Origin of the sequence: Streptomyces sp. NBC_00726 (genome assembly GCF_045161735.1) — a bacterium.
Taxonomy (GTDB): domain Bacteria; phylum Actinomycetota; class Actinomycetes; order Streptomycetales; family Streptomycetaceae; genus Streptomyces.
Genome location: NZ_CP108983.1, coordinates 1,490,681 through 1,505,815, shown reverse-complemented (window position 1 = coordinate 1,505,815; position 15,135 = coordinate 1,490,681). Strand labels below are relative to the sequence as shown.

The 15,135-nt window shown below is 72.5% G+C and carries 12 protein-coding genes; 3 read left to right on the top strand and 9 right to left on the bottom strand.

The genetic code is table 11. The annotated features are described in order from the left end of the window. Positions 1 to 19: 19 nt before the first annotated feature. A complete protein-coding gene (locus tag OG338_RS06710; RefSeq protein WP_405936435.1) occupies positions 20 to 547 on the top strand; it encodes a GNAT family N-acetyltransferase in 528 nt (175 codons plus the stop codon). Positions 548 to 560: 13 nt separating this feature from the next. Here the strand turns inward: OG338_RS06710 and OG338_RS06705 are convergent, their stop codons facing one another. From OG338_RS06705 to OG338_RS06680, 6 genes are all read right to left on the bottom strand, one after another. After that, on the bottom strand, positions 561 to 1,085 hold the full coding sequence (locus tag OG338_RS06705; protein WP_405940339.1) for a DUF4240 domain-containing protein: 525 nt from the start codon (positions 1,083 to 1,085) through the stop codon (positions 561 to 563). Between the two features lie 116 nt (positions 1,086 to 1,201). Then, the gene (gene aceE, locus OG338_RS06700; protein ID WP_405936434.1) at positions 1,202 to 3,871 is read right to left on the bottom strand and encodes a pyruvate dehydrogenase (acetyl-transferring), homodimeric type; all 2,670 of its coding nucleotides are present in this window, start codon (positions 3,869 to 3,871) and stop codon (positions 1,202 to 1,204) included. Positions 3,872 to 4,133: 262 nt separating this feature from the next. Beyond that, a complete protein-coding gene (locus tag OG338_RS06695; RefSeq protein WP_328899839.1) occupies positions 4,134 to 4,757 on the bottom strand; it encodes a GntR family transcriptional regulator in 624 nt (207 codons plus the stop codon). A 147-nt stretch (positions 4,758 to 4,904) separates the two neighbouring features. Further along, positions 4,905 to 6,671 carry a 2-oxoglutarate dehydrogenase, E2 component, dihydrolipoamide succinyltransferase gene (gene sucB / locus OG338_RS06690; protein WP_405936433.1) on the bottom strand — a complete coding sequence of 589 codons (1,767 nt, stop codon included), beginning with the start codon at positions 6,669 to 6,671 and terminating at the stop codon, positions 4,905 to 4,907. Between the two features lie 59 nt (positions 6,672 to 6,730). After that, positions 6,731 to 8,119, bottom strand: a complete 1,389-nt coding sequence (gene lpdA, locus OG338_RS06685) for a dihydrolipoyl dehydrogenase (protein ID WP_405936432.1) — start codon at positions 8,117 to 8,119, stop codon at positions 6,731 to 6,733. 256 nt (positions 8,120 to 8,375) lie between these two features. Beyond that, positions 8,376 to 9,929 carry a leucyl aminopeptidase gene (locus tag OG338_RS06680; RefSeq protein ID WP_405936431.1) on the bottom strand — a complete coding sequence of 518 codons (1,554 nt, stop codon included), beginning with the start codon at positions 9,927 to 9,929 and terminating at the stop codon, positions 8,376 to 8,378. Between the two features lie 223 nt (positions 9,930 to 10,152). Here OG338_RS06680 and OG338_RS06675 point away from each other — a divergent pair, with 223 nt between their 5' ends. Continuing rightward, entirely contained in the window at positions 10,153 to 11,004 is an 852-nt protein-coding gene (locus tag OG338_RS06675; protein WP_405936430.1) for an endo alpha-1,4 polygalactosaminidase, read from the top strand. A gap of 9 nt (positions 11,005 to 11,013) precedes the next feature. Here OG338_RS06675 and OG338_RS06670 read toward each other — a convergent pair whose 3' ends face one another. After that, positions 11,014 to 11,793, bottom strand: coding sequence for an adenosylcobinamide-GDP ribazoletransferase (locus OG338_RS06670; RefSeq protein ID WP_405936429.1), 780 nt, complete (start codon positions 11,791 to 11,793; stop codon positions 11,014 to 11,016). Between the two features lie 87 nt (positions 11,794 to 11,880). On the opposite strand from OG338_RS06670, the gene OG338_RS06665 reads away from it, so the two are divergent. Beyond that, positions 11,881 to 12,642, top strand: coding sequence for a hypothetical protein (locus tag OG338_RS06665; RefSeq protein ID WP_405936428.1), 762 nt, complete (start codon positions 11,881 to 11,883; stop codon positions 12,640 to 12,642). On the opposite strand, the gene OG338_RS06660 is transcribed toward OG338_RS06665, so the two are convergent. Then, positions 12,585 to 13,310 carry a hypothetical protein gene (locus OG338_RS06660; RefSeq protein ID WP_405936427.1) on the bottom strand — a complete coding sequence of 242 codons (726 nt, stop codon included), beginning with the start codon at positions 13,308 to 13,310 and terminating at the stop codon, positions 12,585 to 12,587. The genes OG338_RS06665 and OG338_RS06660 overlap by 58 nt on opposite strands. Then, positions 13,307 to 15,118, bottom strand: a complete 1,812-nt coding sequence (locus OG338_RS06655) for a phosphatidylglycerol lysyltransferase domain-containing protein (RefSeq protein ID WP_405940338.1) — start codon at positions 15,116 to 15,118, stop codon at positions 13,307 to 13,309. The genes OG338_RS06660 and OG338_RS06655 overlap by 4 nt, the downstream gene beginning before the upstream one ends. Positions 15,119 to 15,135: the final 17 nt, after the last annotated feature.

The following is a 15,135-nucleotide window of genomic DNA, read 5'->3' as shown; positions in this document are numbered from 1 at the left end:
CCGTGGCACAGTGGCGGCCATGACCGATTCCACCGCATCCGCCGCACCCGTCGTCCGCCGCGCCGTTCTCGCCGACGACTCCGCTCTCGGCGAGCTGGACCGCGCCACCTGGTCGACGCTGCACTCGGTGCAGCCGCGCCCGCAGCCCCCGTACGCGCCGTTCTTCAACGAGCGGCACACGCCCCAGGGCATCCTGGTGGCGGAGGCCGTGAACGAGGCCGGGGAGCGGGCGCCGGCCGGTTACATACGCGTCGTGCCGCCGACCCCGCTGGCCTGCAACGCGCACGTCCGGCAGATCCAGGGCCTCGCCGTGGCCCACTGGGCGCGCGGCCGGGGCATCGGGCGGGCCCTGATCCGCGCGGCCTGCGCGACGGCACACGGCGAGGGGGCGAACCGGATCACCCTGCGGGTCCTCGGCCACAACGCGCCCGCCCGCGCGCTGTACGAGGCGGAGGGCTTCACCGTCGAGGGCATGCTGCCGGGCGAGTTCTTCCTGAACGGACGGTACGTGGACGACATGATGATGGGCCACCCGCTCACCCCGTGACGGGGCGGGGCTCTCACCCCGTGACGCCGAACCGCTCCCACAGCGCGGGCAGCCGGGCCGCCAGGGCCGCGTCGTCGTCCGGGTCCAGCCGGGTGCCCTCCGGCTCGTCGGGCTGCGGGGGGAGGCCGAGGTCGGGCGCGACGACGCCGGTGAGCTGTTCGTACGCCTCGTCGGCCGCGTACCCCAGCTCCTCGCCGTCGCCGTCCAGCTCCTCGTCGAAGGAGCCGAGCAGCTCGGCCAGGGCGTCCGGGTCGTGCACGGCGCCCTCGAAGACCTCCCGGCCCCGGCCGATCAGCCAGCAGCGGAAGTAGTCGAAGGCGTCGTCGCCCGCGCCGCCGAGCAGGATCGCGGCGGCGCCCCACAGGTCCCAGCGGTAGGCGCGGTTGAAGCGGGCCTCGAAGTGCCGGGCGAAGTCCAGCACCGCCTCGGGGTCGAGCAGCACCAGCTTGTCGACCAGCAGATCGGCATGGTCCTCGGGGTCGCCGTCGGCGGCCTCGCGCGTGCTGTCGATCAGCTCCCAGAACTCGGTCTCGTCCATCACGGGTCCAGCATCTGCCCTGAGAGCCGCGGATGCACGCCCAGACATCTGAACGAAAGAACGGGCCCGTCCGGCATCGAGGACACGGCCTCGATGCCGGACGGGCCCGATCGGGCTCAGAGACCGTACCGGTCCCGCGCCTCCTTGACGGCGGTCGCCGGCACCTCGCCGCGCCGGGCCAGCTGGGCCAGCGTGGCGACCACGACGGACGGGGCGTCGACGCCGAAGTGGCGGCGGGCCGCGTCACGCGTGTCGGAGAGACCGAAGCCGTCCGTGCCGAGCGAGGTCCAGTCCTGCTCGACCCACTGGCTGATCTGGTCCGGGACCCCGCGCATCCAGTCGCTGACCGCGACGACCGGGCCCGGAGCGCCCTCCAGTGCCTGCGTCACGTACGGCACCCGCTGCTCACCGTGGAGCAGTGCCTCGTCGCACTCCAGCGCCTCGCGGCGCAGCTCGCCCCAGGAGGTGGCGGACCAGACGTCGGCCGTGACACCCCAGTCGGCGGCAAGCAGCTCCTGGGCCTCCAGGGCCCAGTGGATCGCGGTGCCGGAGGCCAGCAGCTGGGCGCGCGGGGCGTCCGCCGCGGCGGACGTGCCCTCCTTGAAGCGGTACAGGCCCTTGACGATGCCCTCCTCGACGCCTTCCGGCATCGCGGGCTGCTGCTTCGGCTCGTTGTAGACCGTCAGGTAGTAGAAGACGTTTTCGGCGTCGGGGCCGTACATCCGCCGCAGACCGTCCTTGACGATCACCGCGATCTCGTACGCGAACGCCGGGTCGTAGTTGAGCGACGCCGGGTTCGTGGCGGCGATCAGGTGCGAGTGGCCGTCCGCGTGCTGGAGGCCCTCGCCCGTCAGGGTCGTACGGCCGGCGGTGGCGCCGACGATGAAGCCCTTGCCGAGCTGGTCGGCGAGCTGCCAGAACTGGTCGCCCGTCCGCTGCCAGCCGAACATCGAGTAGAAGATGTAGAACGGGATCATCGTCTCGCCGTGCGTCGCGTACGACGTGGCGGCGGCGATGAAGTCGGCCATGGCGCCGGCCTCGGTGATCCCCTCGTTGAGGATCTGGCCGTCCTTGGCCTCCTTGTAGTACATCAGCTGGTCGCGGTCGACCGGCTCGTACGTCTGGCCCAGCGGCGAGTAGATGCCGGCCGAGGGGAACAGCGACTCCATGCCGAAGGTGCGGGCCTCGTCCGGGACGATCGGCACCCAGCGCTTGCCGGTCTGCTTGTCCCGCATCAGGTCCTTGACCAGGCGGACGAAGGCCATGGTGGTGGCCATCTCCTGCTTGCCGGAGCCCTTCTTGAGCGCCGCGAACGCGCGCTCCTCGGGCTGCGGCAGCGCCACCGCGTGCACCCGGCGGGCCGGGGCCGGGCCGCCGAGGGCGGCGCGGCGCTCCTGGAGGTAGCGGACCTCGGGGGAGTCGGCGCCCGGGTGGCCGTAGGGCACCAGGCCGTCGGCGAAGGCGCTGTCCGGGATCGGGAGGCCGAGCAGCTCGCGCATGCCCTTGAACTCGTCGATCGACAGCTTCTTCATCTGGTGGTTGGCGTTCTTGGACTCGAAGCCCTTGCCGAGCGTGTAGCCCTTCACCGTCTGGGCGAGGATCACGGTCGGCGCGCCCTTGTGCTCGACGGCCGCGCGGTAGGCCGCGTACACCTTGCGGGCCTCGTGGCCGCCGCGCGAGGTGTAGAAGCACTCGGCGATCTTCGCGTCGGTGAGCAGTTTCGCCAGCTCGGCGAGGGCGGGCTCGGCGCCGAAGAAGTGCTCGCGGATGTACGCGACGTCGCGGGTGGCGTACGTCTGGAACTGCGCGTCCGGGACCTCGCGCAGCCGGCGTACCAGCGCGCCCGTGGTGTCGAGCTGGAACAGCTCGTCCCAGGCGTTGCCCCAGAGCGTCTTGATGACGTTCCAGCCGGCGCCCCGGAAGGCGCCCTCCAGCTCCTGCACGACGCGGAAGTTGGCGCGGACCGGGCCGTCGAGCCGCTGGAGGTTGCAGTTGATGACGAAGGTCAGGTTGTCGAGCCGCTCGCGGGCCGCGAGGGCGAGGGCGGCGGTCGACTCGGGCTCGTCCATCTCGCCGTCGCCCAGGAAGGCCCAGACGTGCGAGTTCGACGTGTCCTTGATGTTGCGGTTGGCGAGGTAGCGGTTGAAGCGCGCCTGGTAGATCGCCGAGAGCGGGCCGAGGCCCATGGAGACCGTGGGGAACTCCCACAGCCAGGGCAGCCGCCGCGGGTGCGGGTAGGAGGGCAGTCCGTCGCCGCCCGCCTCCTGGCGGAAGTTGTCGAGCTGCTGCTCGCTGAGCCGGCCGTCGAGGAAGGCGCGGGCATAGATGCCGGGGGAGGCGTGGCCCTGCACATACAGCTGGTCGCCGGAGCCGTCCCCCTCCTTGCCGCGGAAGAAGTGGTTGAAGCCGGTCTCGTACAGCCAGGCCGCCGAGGCGAAGGTGGCGATGTGGCCGCCGACGCCGAAGCGCGCGCCACGGGTGACCATCGCGGCCGCGTTCCAGCGGTTCCACGCGGTGATCCTCGACTCCATCTCCAGGTCACCGTCGAAGTCGGGCTCCGCGGCGGTCGGGATGGAGTTGACGTAATCGGTCTCCAGCAGCTTGGGCAGCGCGAGACCGGCGCCCTCGGCGTGCTGGAGCGAGCGCCGCATGAGGTACGCGGCACGGTGCGGGCCCGCGGCCTTGGTGACGGCATCCAGGGAGGCCGCCCATTCAGCGGTCTCCTCCGGGTCGCGGTCCGGGAGCTGGTCGAGCTCGCTCGGAAGCTTTCCTACGGGGTCGGTCATGATCGCCGCCTTCCGGTGAGGAGGGGGGTGGAGAAGTCCCTGACTGGCAGGACAGGGCGATGGGGCCGGTGGGCCCGCGGAGTGAACTGTAAGTCGCCGATCGATGATCGATCAAAGGATGAAAGGCAAAACTTCTCGATATGAAGAAAATGGCATGCGGTGCCATGAAACGGGGCACCGAGTGACGGGATTTACCCGTCAAAACGGGCGCTGACCTGCACGGAAGAGCGGCAGGGCCGACACCTGCGCGGCGCCTCCGCCGTCAGGCGCGCGGCGCGCACCCCAGGACATGGGCCTTGACCAGGGTCCCGATGTCCGGGTCCTTGCGCAGGAACGCGTCGATGAGAGCCTCGTGCTCCTCCGCGTACGACTTCTGGACCGTCCCCAGCCAGCGGATCGACAGCGCCGTGAACACCTCGATGCCCAGCCCCTCCCAGGTGTGCAGCAGCACCGCGTTCCCCGCCGCCCGCACCATCTCGCGGTGGAAGCCGACCGTGTGCCGGACCTGGGCCTCGCCGTCCGCCAGCCGGTCCGCCTCGTACAGCGCCGTCACATGCGGGGCCAGCAGCGAGCAGTCCTCGCCGAGCCCCGGAGCGGCCAGCTCGGCCGCGATCTGCTCCAGGCCCGCCCGCACGGGGTAGCTCTCCTCCAGGTCCGCCGCGGTGAGATTGCGGACCCGGACGCCCTTGTTGGGCGCCGACTCGATCAGCCGCAGCGTCTCCAGCTCCCGCAGCGCCTCGCGCACGGGCGTCTGGCTGACCTCCAGCTCGGTGGCGATGCGCCGCTCCACGATCCGCTCGCCCGGCTTCCAGCGCCCGCTGACGATCCCCTCCACGATGTGCTCGCGGATCTGTTCGCGCAGCGAGTGGACGACGGGCGGGGTCATGACGGGCTCCTTCGGACAGACCGGTACGCCTGCACCGGGCTCGGTGGCCGGGGCGACCGGTGGTGTCTAGACAATACGGCGGCGCCCCCGCCCGGAAGTGTTCCGGGCGGGGGCGCCGATCGTGAGGCTGGTTACAGGCCGAGCCGTTTACAGGCCGAGCTCGACCTCGAACTCGCCGGCCTCCAGGATCGCCTTGACCGCGGTCAGGTAGCGGGCGGCGTCCGCGCCGTCCACCAGACGGTGGTCGTAGGAGAGCGACAGGTACGTCATGTCGCGGACACCGATCACGGTGCCCTCCTCGGTCTCGATGACCGCGGGACGCTTCACGGTGGCACCGATGCCCAGGATGGCCGCCTGGTTCGGCGGCACGATGACCGTGTCGAACAGCGCACCGCGCGAGCCGGTGTTGCTGATGGTGAAGGTGGCACCGGACATGTCGTCCGGGGTCAGGCCACCACCGCGGGCCTTGCCGGCCAGCTCGGCGGTCTTCTTCGAGATACCGGCGATGTTGAGGTCGCCCGCGCCCTTGATGACCGGGGTCATCAGGCCCTTCTCGGCGTCCACGGCGATGCCGATGTTCTCCGAGTCGAAGTACGTGATGGTGCCTTCGTCCTCGTTGATCCGGGCGTTGACGACCGGGTGGGCCTTCAGCGCCTGGGCGGCGGCCTTCACGTAGAACGGCATCGGGGAGAGCTTGACGCCCTCACGGGCCGCGAAGCCGTCCTTCGCCTTGGCGCGCAGCTTCATCAGCTTGGTGACGTCGACCTCGACGACCGAGGTCAGCTGGGCCTGCGAGTGCAGCGCCTTCATCATGTTGTCGCCGATGACCTTGCGCATGCGGGTCATCTTGACGGTCTGGCCGCGCAGCGGGGACGCCTCCAGCTTCGGAGCCTTGGAGGCGCTCGGAGCGGCGGCGGCGGGCGCCGGGGCAGCGGCGGCGGCCTTGGCGGCCTCCGCGGCGGCGACGACATCCTGCTTGCGGATACGGCCACCGACGCCGGTGCCCTTGACCGCGCCCAGGTCGACGCCGTTCTCGGCGGCGAGCTTGCGGACCAGCGGCGTGACGTACGCGCCGTCGTCACCGGAGGTCGCGGCCGGGGCGGCGGCCGGGGCCTGCGCCGGGGCGGCCGGAGCCGGGGCGGGAGCCGCCGGAGCCGGGGCCTGGGCGGCGGGCGCCGGGGCCGGAGCGGCCGGAGCCGGAGCCGGAGCGGGCGCGGCGGGGGCCGGTGCCGGGGTGGGCGCCGGAGCCGGGGCGGCCGGTGCCGGGGCGGGGGCCGCCGGGGCCGGGGCCTGGGCCGGAGCGGCACCGGGCGCGCCGATGACGGCGAGCTTGGCGCCGACCTCGGCGGTCTCGTCCTCGCCGACCACGATCTCCAGCAGCACACCGGCGACCGGGGCGGGGATCTCGGTGTCGACCTTGTCCGTGGAGACCTCAAGCAGCGGCTCGTCCTCCGCGACCTCCTCGCCGACCTCCTTCAGCCAGCGGGTGACGGTGCCCTCGGTGACGCTCTCGCCGAGCGCGGGGAGGGTGACGTCGGTGCCGGAGGCGCCACCGGCCGGGGCGGCGGCCGGAGCCTCGGCCGCGGGGGCCGGGGCGGCGGGGGCCTCGGCGGCGGCCGGGGCGGGGGTCTCGGCCGGCTCGGCCGCCGGAGCGGCCGCAGCGGCCGGGGCGCCCGTGCCGTCGTCGATGATGGCCAGCTCGGCGCCGACCTCGACGGTCTCGTCCTCGGCGACCTTGATGGACGCCAGGACGCCGGACGCGGGGGCGGGGATCTCGGTGTCGACCTTGTCGGTCGAGACTTCGAGCAGCGGCTCGTCGGCCTCGACGCGCTCGCCCTCGGCCTTCAGCCAGCGGGTGACAGTGCCCTCGGTGACGCTCTCGCCGAGCGCCGGAAGGGTTACGGAAACCGACATGGTTTCAGTTGCTCCTTACGAAAATGCGGAAGTGGTCGGTCGTCGCGCCCGGTCGACGGTCAGTCGTGGGAGTGCAGCGGCTTGCCGGCGAGCGCCAGGTGCGCCTCGCCCATCGCCTCGTTCTGCGTCGGGTGGGCGTGGATGAGCTGGGCCACCTCGGCCGGCAGCGCTTCCCAGTTGTAGATCAGCTGGGCTTCGCCGACCTGCTCGCCCATACGGTCACCGACCATGTGGACGCCGACCACGGCACCGTCCTTGACCTGGACGAGCTTGATCTCGCCCGCGGTCTTGAGGATCTTGCTCTTGCCGTTGCCCGCGAGGTTGTACTTCAGCGCGACGACCTTGTCCGCGCCGTAGAGCTCCTTGGCCTTGGCCTCGGTGATGCCGACGGAGGCGACCTCGGGGTGGCAGTACGTGACCCGGGGCACACCGTCGTAGTCGATCGGGACGGTCTTGAGCCCGGCCAGCCGCTCCGCGACGAGGATGCCCTCGGCGAAGCCGACGTGCGCCAGCTGGAGCGTCGGGACCAGGTCGCCCACGGCCGAGATCGTCGGAACGTTGGTACGCATGTACTCGTCCACCAGGACGTAGCCGCGGTCCATGGCGACCCCGGCCTCCTCGTAACCGAGGCCCTGCGAGACCGGGCCGCGGCCGATCGCGACCAGCAGCACCTCCGCCTCGAAGGTCTTGCCGTCGGCAAGGGTCACGCGGACGCCGTCCTGCGTGTACTCGGCGCTCTGGAAGAACGTGCCGAGGTTGAACTTGATGCCGCGCTTGCGGAAGGCGCGCTCAAGAAGCTTCGAGCTGTTCTCGTCCTCGACCGGGACGAGGTGCTTCAGACCCTCGACGATCGTCACGTCGGAGCCGAAGGAGGTCCACGCCGAGGCGAACTCGACGCCGATGACGCCGCCGCCCAGCACGATCGCGGACTTCGGGACGCGGTCCAGCTTCAGCGCGTGGTCCGAGGAGATGATGCGGTTGCCGTCGATCTCCAGGCCCGGCAGCGACTTCGGCACGGAGCCGGTCGCCAGGAGCACGTGGCGGCCCTGGACGCGCTGGCCGTTCACATCCACCGAGGTGGGGGACGAGAGCCTGCCCTCACCCTCGATGTAGTGCACCTTGCGGGAGGCGACGAGACCCTGGAGGCCCTTGTACAGGCCGGAGATCACGTCGTCCTTGTACTTGTGGACGGCCGCCATGTCGATGCCCTCGAAGGTGGCCTTGACGCCGAACTGGGCGGACTCGCGGGCCTGGTCCGCGATCTCGCCGGCGTGCAGCAGGGCCTTCGTGGGGATGCAGCCGTTGTGCAGGCAGGTGCCGCCGACCTTGCCCTTCTCGATCAGAGCGACGTCCAGGCCCAGCTGCGCTCCGCGCAGGGCCGCGGCATACCCGCCGCTGCCACCGCCGAGGATCACTAGGTCGAAAACGGTGCTGGCGTCGTTCGCCACGTCACGTCCTCCATGCATGTGCGCCGTACGCCGGGCCCCGTCCTCGGGGTGTTACCGGCCGGTCGGCTGGTGTGCGGCCGCTTTGTCTTCGGCCCTGTGGTGGGGGCCCTGTCCTGCCGAGAACCCATCTTCGCACTTGTTGACGGTGGGCGGGACGCGGGGCCCGGGTCCGGGACGGTCGATCAGCCCTCCCGGGTGGCAAACACCTACGGCCCCGGACGTATGCCCGGGGCCGTACGGGGGTGCCGCGGCCCGGTCAGCCGAGGTCGCCGGCGGCGGTGCGCTCCGCCAGCTTCACCAGCGTGCGGACGGCCGAGCCGGTGCCGCCCTTGGGCGTGTAGCCGTACGGGGCGCCCTCGTGGAAGGCCGGACCGGCGATGTCCAGGTGCGCCCAGGCGATGCCCTCGCCCACGAACTCCTTCAGGAAGATGCCGGCCACCAGGCCGCCGCCCATCCGCTCGCCCATGTTGGCGATGTCGGCGGTCGAGGAGTCCATGCCCTTGCGCAGGTCGGCCGGGAGCGGCATCGGCCAGGACGCCTCACCGACCTCGTCCGCGATCTCGTGGATCGAGGTACGGAAGGCGTCGTCGTTGGACATGATGCCGAAGGTGCGGTTGCCCAGGGCCAGCACCATCGCGCCGGTCAGGGTCGCCACGTCCACGAGCGCGTCCGGCTTCTCCTCCGAGGCGCGGGTCAGCGCGTCGGCCATGACGAGCCGCCCCTCGGCGTCGGTGTTCAGGACCTCGACGGTCTTGCCGCTGTACATGCGCAGGACGTCACCCGGGCGGGTGGCGCTGCCCGACGGCATGTTCTCGGCGAGCGCCAGCCAGGCGGTGACGTTGACGCGCAGGCCCAGACGGGCGGCCGAGACGACGGTCGCGAACACGGCGGCGGCGCCGGCCATGTCGCACTTCATCGTCTCGTTGTGACCGGCCGGCTTCAGCGAGATGCCGCCCGAGTCGTAGGTGATGCCCTTGCCGACGAGGGCCAGGGTCTTCTCCGCCTTCGGGTGCGTGTAGGCGAGCTTCACCAGGCGCGGGCCGCGCTCCGCGCCCTGGCCGACGCCCAGGATGCCGCCGTAGCCGCCCTTGACGAGCGCCTTCTCGTCCAGCACCTGCACCTTGATGCCGTGCTCCTTGCCGGCGGCGGTGGCCACGGCGGCGAAGGACTCGGGGTACAGGTCGTTGGGCGGGGTGTTGACCAGGTCGCGGGCGCGGTTGATCTCCTCGGCGAGGGCGATCGCGCGCTCGGCGGCGGCCTTGAACGCCTTGTCGCGCGGCTTGGCACCGAGCACGGCGACCTCGGCCAGCGCCTGCTTGGCGCCGGCGGGCTTCGCGTCCTTGGGCGCCAGCTTGTTCTCACCGGCCTGGTAGGCGGTGAAGGCGTACGCGCCGAGCAGGGCGCCCTCCGCGACGGCCTCGGCGTCCTCGACGGAGCCGACGGGCAGCGCGAAGCCGGCCTTCTTCGCACCGGCCAGCGAGCGGGCGGCGGCACCGGCGGCCCGGCGCAGCGTCTCGGCGTCGTACGCGGCGTCCTTCTCCGGGGCCTTGCCGAGACCGGCCGCGATGACGACGGGGACCTTCAGGCCCTCGGGGGCGGGGACCTTCGTCAGCTCGCCCTCGGCACCCGAGGCGCCCAGGGTCGCCAGGACGGCGGCGAGCTTCCCGCCGAACGCCTTGTCCACGGCCTCGGCGCCCGGTGCGAGGACCAGGTCCCCAGGCTTGGATCCAGCGCCCTTGGCGACGCCCACGACAAGGGCGTCGGCGCGCAGCGTCGCCGCACCGGCAGTGCTGAGAGTGAGAGCAGTCACGGTGGTGAAATCTCGCTTCCGTTGAGTTCTTTTCGGCATGCGCCGGTCGGGAGGGGTGGCCGACCGGGCCCGGCGCATCGTGGACGCGGCCGCAATGTGCCGGGAATGAGCCTACGCGCGCCTTTGCTGCCCGCTCACGGCGGCGGGCCGTAGCCGGTGCGTGCGCGCTGTGCGGCCGTCGTACGGTGGTGGGCCCGGGAAGATCGTCCGGACAGGGGGAACGATGCGCGACCGCACGGCCGCACAGGTGAGCGGGGTGCGCGGCGTCCTCGCCGCACTGGCGCTGACCGCGATGGCGGCGGCCTGCTCGCCAGGGGCCGGGAAGGCGCCGGCGGGGAAGGCGGCCGGCTCCGCGCGGCCCTCGCAGGCGCGCTGGCAGCCGGCGCCCGGCACCGACTGGCAGTGGCAGCTGTCCGGGAAGCTCGACACCTCCGTGGACGCCCCGGTGTACGACATCGACGGCTTCGACCGGACCGCGGCCCAGGTCGCCGAGCTGCACCGGAAGGGGCGCAAGGTCATCTGCTACCTGTCCACCGGCGCCTGGGAGGACTTCCGCCCGGACGCGGCCCGTTTCCCCACCGCCGTCCTCGGGAAGGGCAACGGCTGGAAGGGCGAGCGCTGGCTCGACATCCGGCGCACCGAGGTCCTGGAACCGCTGATGGAGACCCGGATCGCGATGTGCGCGAAGAAGGGTTTCGACGCGGTCGAACCGGACAACATGGACGGCTACCGCAACGAGAGCGGCTTCCCGCTGACCGCCGCCGACCAGCTGCGCTACAACCGCCTGATCGCCCGCCTGGTCCACCGCCACGGCATGTCCGTCGGCCTGAAGAACGACCTGCCGCAGATCCCGGAGCTGGTCGGGGACTTCGACTTCGCGGTCAACGAGCAGTGCGCGCAGTACGAGGAGTGCGAGGAGCTGACCCCGTTCGTGAAGGCGGGCAAGGCGGTCTTCCACGTGGAGTACGAGCTGCCGGCGGCGGAGTTCTGCGCACAGTCCCGGAAGCTGGGCCTCAGCTCGCTGCGCAAGGAGTACGAGCTGGACGCCGGGCGCGAGAGCTGCGCGGAGGGCTGACGGGGCTCCTCAGCCCAGCGCCAGGCCCACCAGCGTCACCGTCGCCGCCGTCTCCGCCAGCGCCCCGAACACGTCCCCGGTCACCCCGCCGAACCGCCGCACGCAGTGGCGCAGCAGCAGCCCGGCCGCCACCGGCGCGGCCACGGCGGCCAAGGCGTACCGCAGCGCCCCGTACCCGCCGAGCAGCGCCCCCGCCCCCGCGCACCCCGCCACCACCACGAGCGCCACCGCCCAGGCAACGGCCGCCGGGACCGTACCGGCGACGGCCGCGCCCAGGCCCTCCGGGCGGGCCGCCGGGACGCCGCGCCGGGAGGCCAGGGTGAGGGCGAGCCGGGCGACGACGGCGGAGGCGACGGCCGCCACCGCGCCCTGCGCCCAGCCGTCCGCGTACAGCCGCTGAAGGGCCGCCACCTGGGCCAGCAGCACGAAGAGCAGGGTGATCACGCCGAACGGGCCGATGTCCGACTGCTTCATGATCCGCAGCGCGTCGTCGGCCGGTTTGCCGCTGCCCAGTCCGTCGGCGGTGTCCGCGAGCCCGTCCAGATGGAGGCCCCGGGTGAGCGCGGCGGGCACGGCGGCCGAGGCGACCGCGGCGAGCAGCGGGCCCGCCCCGCCCCACAGCAGCAGGCCGCCGGGCACCGCCGCGAGGGCGCCGACGACCAGCCCGGCCAGGGGGGCGCACAGCATCCCGGCCCGGGCGGTCTCCCGGTCCCAGCGGGTGACGCGGACGGGGAGCACGGTCAGGGTGCCGAAGGCGAAACGCAGGCCGTGGCTGTTCAGGGAGGTCACGGCGCGCAGGCTAATCGGTGCGGGCGGCCGCTAGATTGACCGAATGCCGCATAACGGGGCACAGGTGGGCGAGTGGGAGTGGGTGGCATGGGTCACTGGTTCGACCAGAACTTCGTGGAGCCGGGCAAGCTGCCCCTGCTGCTGGCCCTGACCGCCTTCGTGCTGACGTTCGCGATCACCCGGGTCATCACCCGGATGATCCGGGCCGGGAAGGGACCGTTCCGGAACATCACGCCCGGCGGGGTCCACATCCACCATGTGGTTCCCGGGGTGGTGCTGAGCGTCGTCGGCGGCTTCGGCGCGGTGGGCAGCGGGCGGCACGGCGTCACGGCGTCGGTCTGCGCGGTCGTCTTCGGCGTCGGCGCAGGACTGGTGCTGGACGAGTTCGCCCTGATCCTGCACCTGGACGACGTGTACTGGACCGAGGAGGGGCGCCAGAGCGTGGAGGTCGTCGTGCTCACGGCGGCCCTGGTGCTGCTGGTGCTCGGCGGCTTCTCGCCGCTCGGCGTCGACGACCTGAGCGACGATCAGCAGCAGGGCCGGCTGGGGGCCGTGCTCACCGTCGTCGTCAACTTCTGCTTCGTGCTGATCACCCTGTTCAAGGGCAAGGCGCGGATGGCGGTGGTCGGCACCCTGGTCCCGTTCGTGGCCCTCATCGGCGCGATCCGGCTGGCCCGGCCGACCTCGCTGTGGGCGCGCCGGTTCTACCGCAGCCGGCACCGGGCCCGCTCCCGTGCGGTGCTGCGGGCCTACCACCACGATGTGCGCTGGGCCGGCCCGCGCCGCAGGTTTCAGGACCTGATCGGCGGGGCACCGGACCGGGTCCCCCTGCCGCCCTCCAAGCCCTGACCGCCCCGCCGTCGCCGACCGCGCAGCGCCCGGGCCGCGCACAGGGCGAGCGCCGCCACGATGGCCGCCAGATGCTCCCGGCCCGCCAGGTTGTCCTTGAGCACGGCCTCGGCCACCATCGCCACGATCACCACCGCCCCGGTGACCCGCGCCCGGTAGGCGCAGCAGACGCAGACCGCCAGCGCGACGACCGCCGCCGAGGGCCCGGTGTCCACGATCCGCGCGTCGGACGCGGGCAGCCCGAGGAAGGCGTCCGGCCCGGCCGCGATGCCGATCCGCGCGTACATCGTCCCGGCCAGGGTCGCCGCGTACGCGATCAGCAGCGTCCGCCACCGGCCGAGGCAGATCTCCGCGGCCCCGAACACCACCAGCATCTGCGCCAGCGCGCCCCACACCGGCAGGTCCAGCGCGGGTACGAACAGCGACAACGGGGTACGCAGCAGGGCCGCCCAGAGCGGATCGTCGGCCCGGACCGCGCCCAGCGTCTGCACCGGGCCGTAGCCCCAGGGCCGGTTCTGCACCACCTGGAGCAGCCCCGTCAGGGCCACCGAGGCCAGGGTCAGGGGCACGGCGAGCGGGCCGCGGGCGGCGAGCGGCGCCCGTACGGCCGACCGGAGCGGCCCCCACTCCCGGCGGGCCGCCCGGCGCAGGGCGCGTACGGCTCTCATCCACGCGGTCCGGGCGGTACGCCGCGGCCCCGGGCCAGCCGCGAGCGGTGCAGCCACTTGGGCAGCCCCGGCGCCTCCAGGAAGCCTTCGGCCCGGCCGGCCGCGACCCCGATGCGCAGCAGGTCCGCGCTCTTCTCGAAGAGCAGGAACCGGGGCTCCCAGATCGGGCGGTACTTCGCGTTGGCCCGGTACAGCGACTCGATCTGCCACCACCGCGAGAAGAAGCTGAGCAGCGAACGCCACATCCGGAGCACCGGGCCGGCGCCCAGCCGCGAACCGCGCTCGAAGACCGAGCGGAACATCGCGAAGTTCAGCGACACCTGCGTGACGCCCAGCTTCCCGGCCCGTCGCAGAAGTTCGATGACCATGAACTCCATCAGCCCGTTCTCCGCGTCCCGGTCACGCCGCATCAGGTCCAGCGACAGACCGTTCGGGCCCCACGGCACGAAGCTCAGCAGCGCCCGCAGCTCGCCCGGGGCACCCTCGGCGGACGGGGCGTCACGGCACTCCAGCATCACGCACTGCCCGTCGGCCGGGTCGCCGAGCCGGCCCAGCGCCATCGAGAAACCGCGCTCCGTCGCCCCGTCGCGCCAGTCGTCGGCCCGGCGCACCAGCTCGGCCATCTCGGCCTCCGGGATCTCCGCGTGCCGGCGCACCACCACCTCGTAACCCGCCCGCCGCACCCGGTTGTACGCCTGCCGCACGGTCCGCATCGCGCGGCCCTCCAGGGTGAAGTCGGCCGTCTCCACGATCGCCTCGTCGCCCAGCTCCAGGGCGTCCAGGCCGTGCCGCGCGTAGACCGTGCCGGCCTCCTCGCCCGCGCCCATCACCGCCGGGATCCAGCCGTGCTCGCGGGCCTCGGCCAGCCAGGGCACGATCGCCCCCGGCCAGGCTTCCGGATCGCCGATCGGGTCGCCGGACGCCAGCGACACCCCGCCGACCACCCGGTAGGCGACGGCCGCCTTCCGGGTCGGCGACCACACCGCGCTCTTCTCGCGGCGCAGCGCGAAGTAGCCCAGCGAGTCCCGCTCGCCGTGCTTGTCGAGCAGTGCCCGCAGCGCCTCCTCGTCCTCCGGGGTGATCGGGTCGACCGCCCGGCGGGCGCGGAAGGCCGCCCAGACGACCGCGACGAGCAGCAGCGTGGACAGGATGTTGATGACGACGTTGACCCAGCCCGGCGCGGTGATCCCGGGGAACCGCGAATCGGACGCGGCGACGGATACCAGCCGCAGCGCCCCGTACGCCCAGCGGTCCAGGAACGTCGAGCGGTACTCGTCGTGCGCGGTGTTGGTGACCGTGACCAGGCCCGCCGCGATCAGCGAGGTGACCAGCAGCCCGCCCGCCGCCACCAGCGCGGCCAGCTTCGGATTGGACCGGTCGCCCTTCGCGTAGAACTCGCGCCTGCCGAGCACCAGCGCGAGCACGAAGCCCGCGGACAGTGCCAGCGAGATCCAGTTCTGCGGATAGCGGCGGACCTCGGGGAAGACGATCAGGGCGGCGGACAGCAGCAGCGTCAGCCCGCTGAGCGCCAGATTGACGATCCAGGCGGCCCGCTTGCGGCGGCGCATCGTCACGGCCAGGAAGAGCGCCACCACCCCCGAGGAGAAGCCCGCCGTGAGCAGATACGGGGTGAAGTAGTCGTCCGTGTTGTGGCGGCGCAGATCCTGGCCGAAGGTGACCCAGACCGCGCTGAGGAGGTTGAGGAACGACACCACGCGCAGATACCAGATCGCGAACGCGGCGCCGCGCCGTGAGCGCGGGGTGCCGGGCCTGCGGACGGTACCCCGCCCGGACTCCTCGACGGTCATACCGACCTCTCCCATGA

Excerpts from the sequence above, each read along its gene's own strand:
- OG338_RS06710 (WP_405936435.1), top strand. The coding sequence starts at position 20 with ATGACCGATTCCACCGCATCCGCCGCACCCGTCGTCCGCCGCGCCGTT.
- OG338_RS06705 (WP_405940339.1), bottom strand. The coding sequence starts at position 1,085 with ATGGACGAGACCGAGTTCTGGGAGCTGATCGACAGCACGCGCGAGGCC.
- aceE (WP_405936434.1), bottom strand. The coding sequence starts at position 3,871 with ATGACCGACCCCGTAGGAAAGCTTCCGAGCGAGCTCGACCAGCTCCCG.
- OG338_RS06695 (WP_328899839.1), bottom strand. The coding sequence starts at position 4,757 with ATGACCCCGCCCGTCGTCCACTCGCTGCGCGAACAGATCCGCGAGCAC.
- sucB (WP_405936433.1), bottom strand. The coding sequence starts at position 6,671 with ATGTCGGTTTCCGTAACCCTTCCGGCGCTCGGCGAGAGCGTCACCGAG.
- OG338_RS06675 (WP_405936430.1), top strand. The coding sequence starts at position 10,153 with ATGCGCGACCGCACGGCCGCACAGGTGAGCGGGGTGCGCGGCGTCCTC.
- OG338_RS06665 (WP_405936428.1), top strand. The coding sequence starts at position 11,881 with ATGGGTCACTGGTTCGACCAGAACTTCGTGGAGCCGGGCAAGCTGCCC.
- OG338_RS06660 (WP_405936427.1), bottom strand. The coding sequence starts at position 13,310 with ATGAGAGCCGTACGCGCCCTGCGCCGGGCGGCCCGCCGGGAGTGGGGG.
- OG338_RS06655 (WP_405940338.1), bottom strand. The coding sequence starts at position 15,118 with ATGACCGTCGAGGAGTCCGGGCGGGGTACCGTCCGCAGGCCCGGCACC.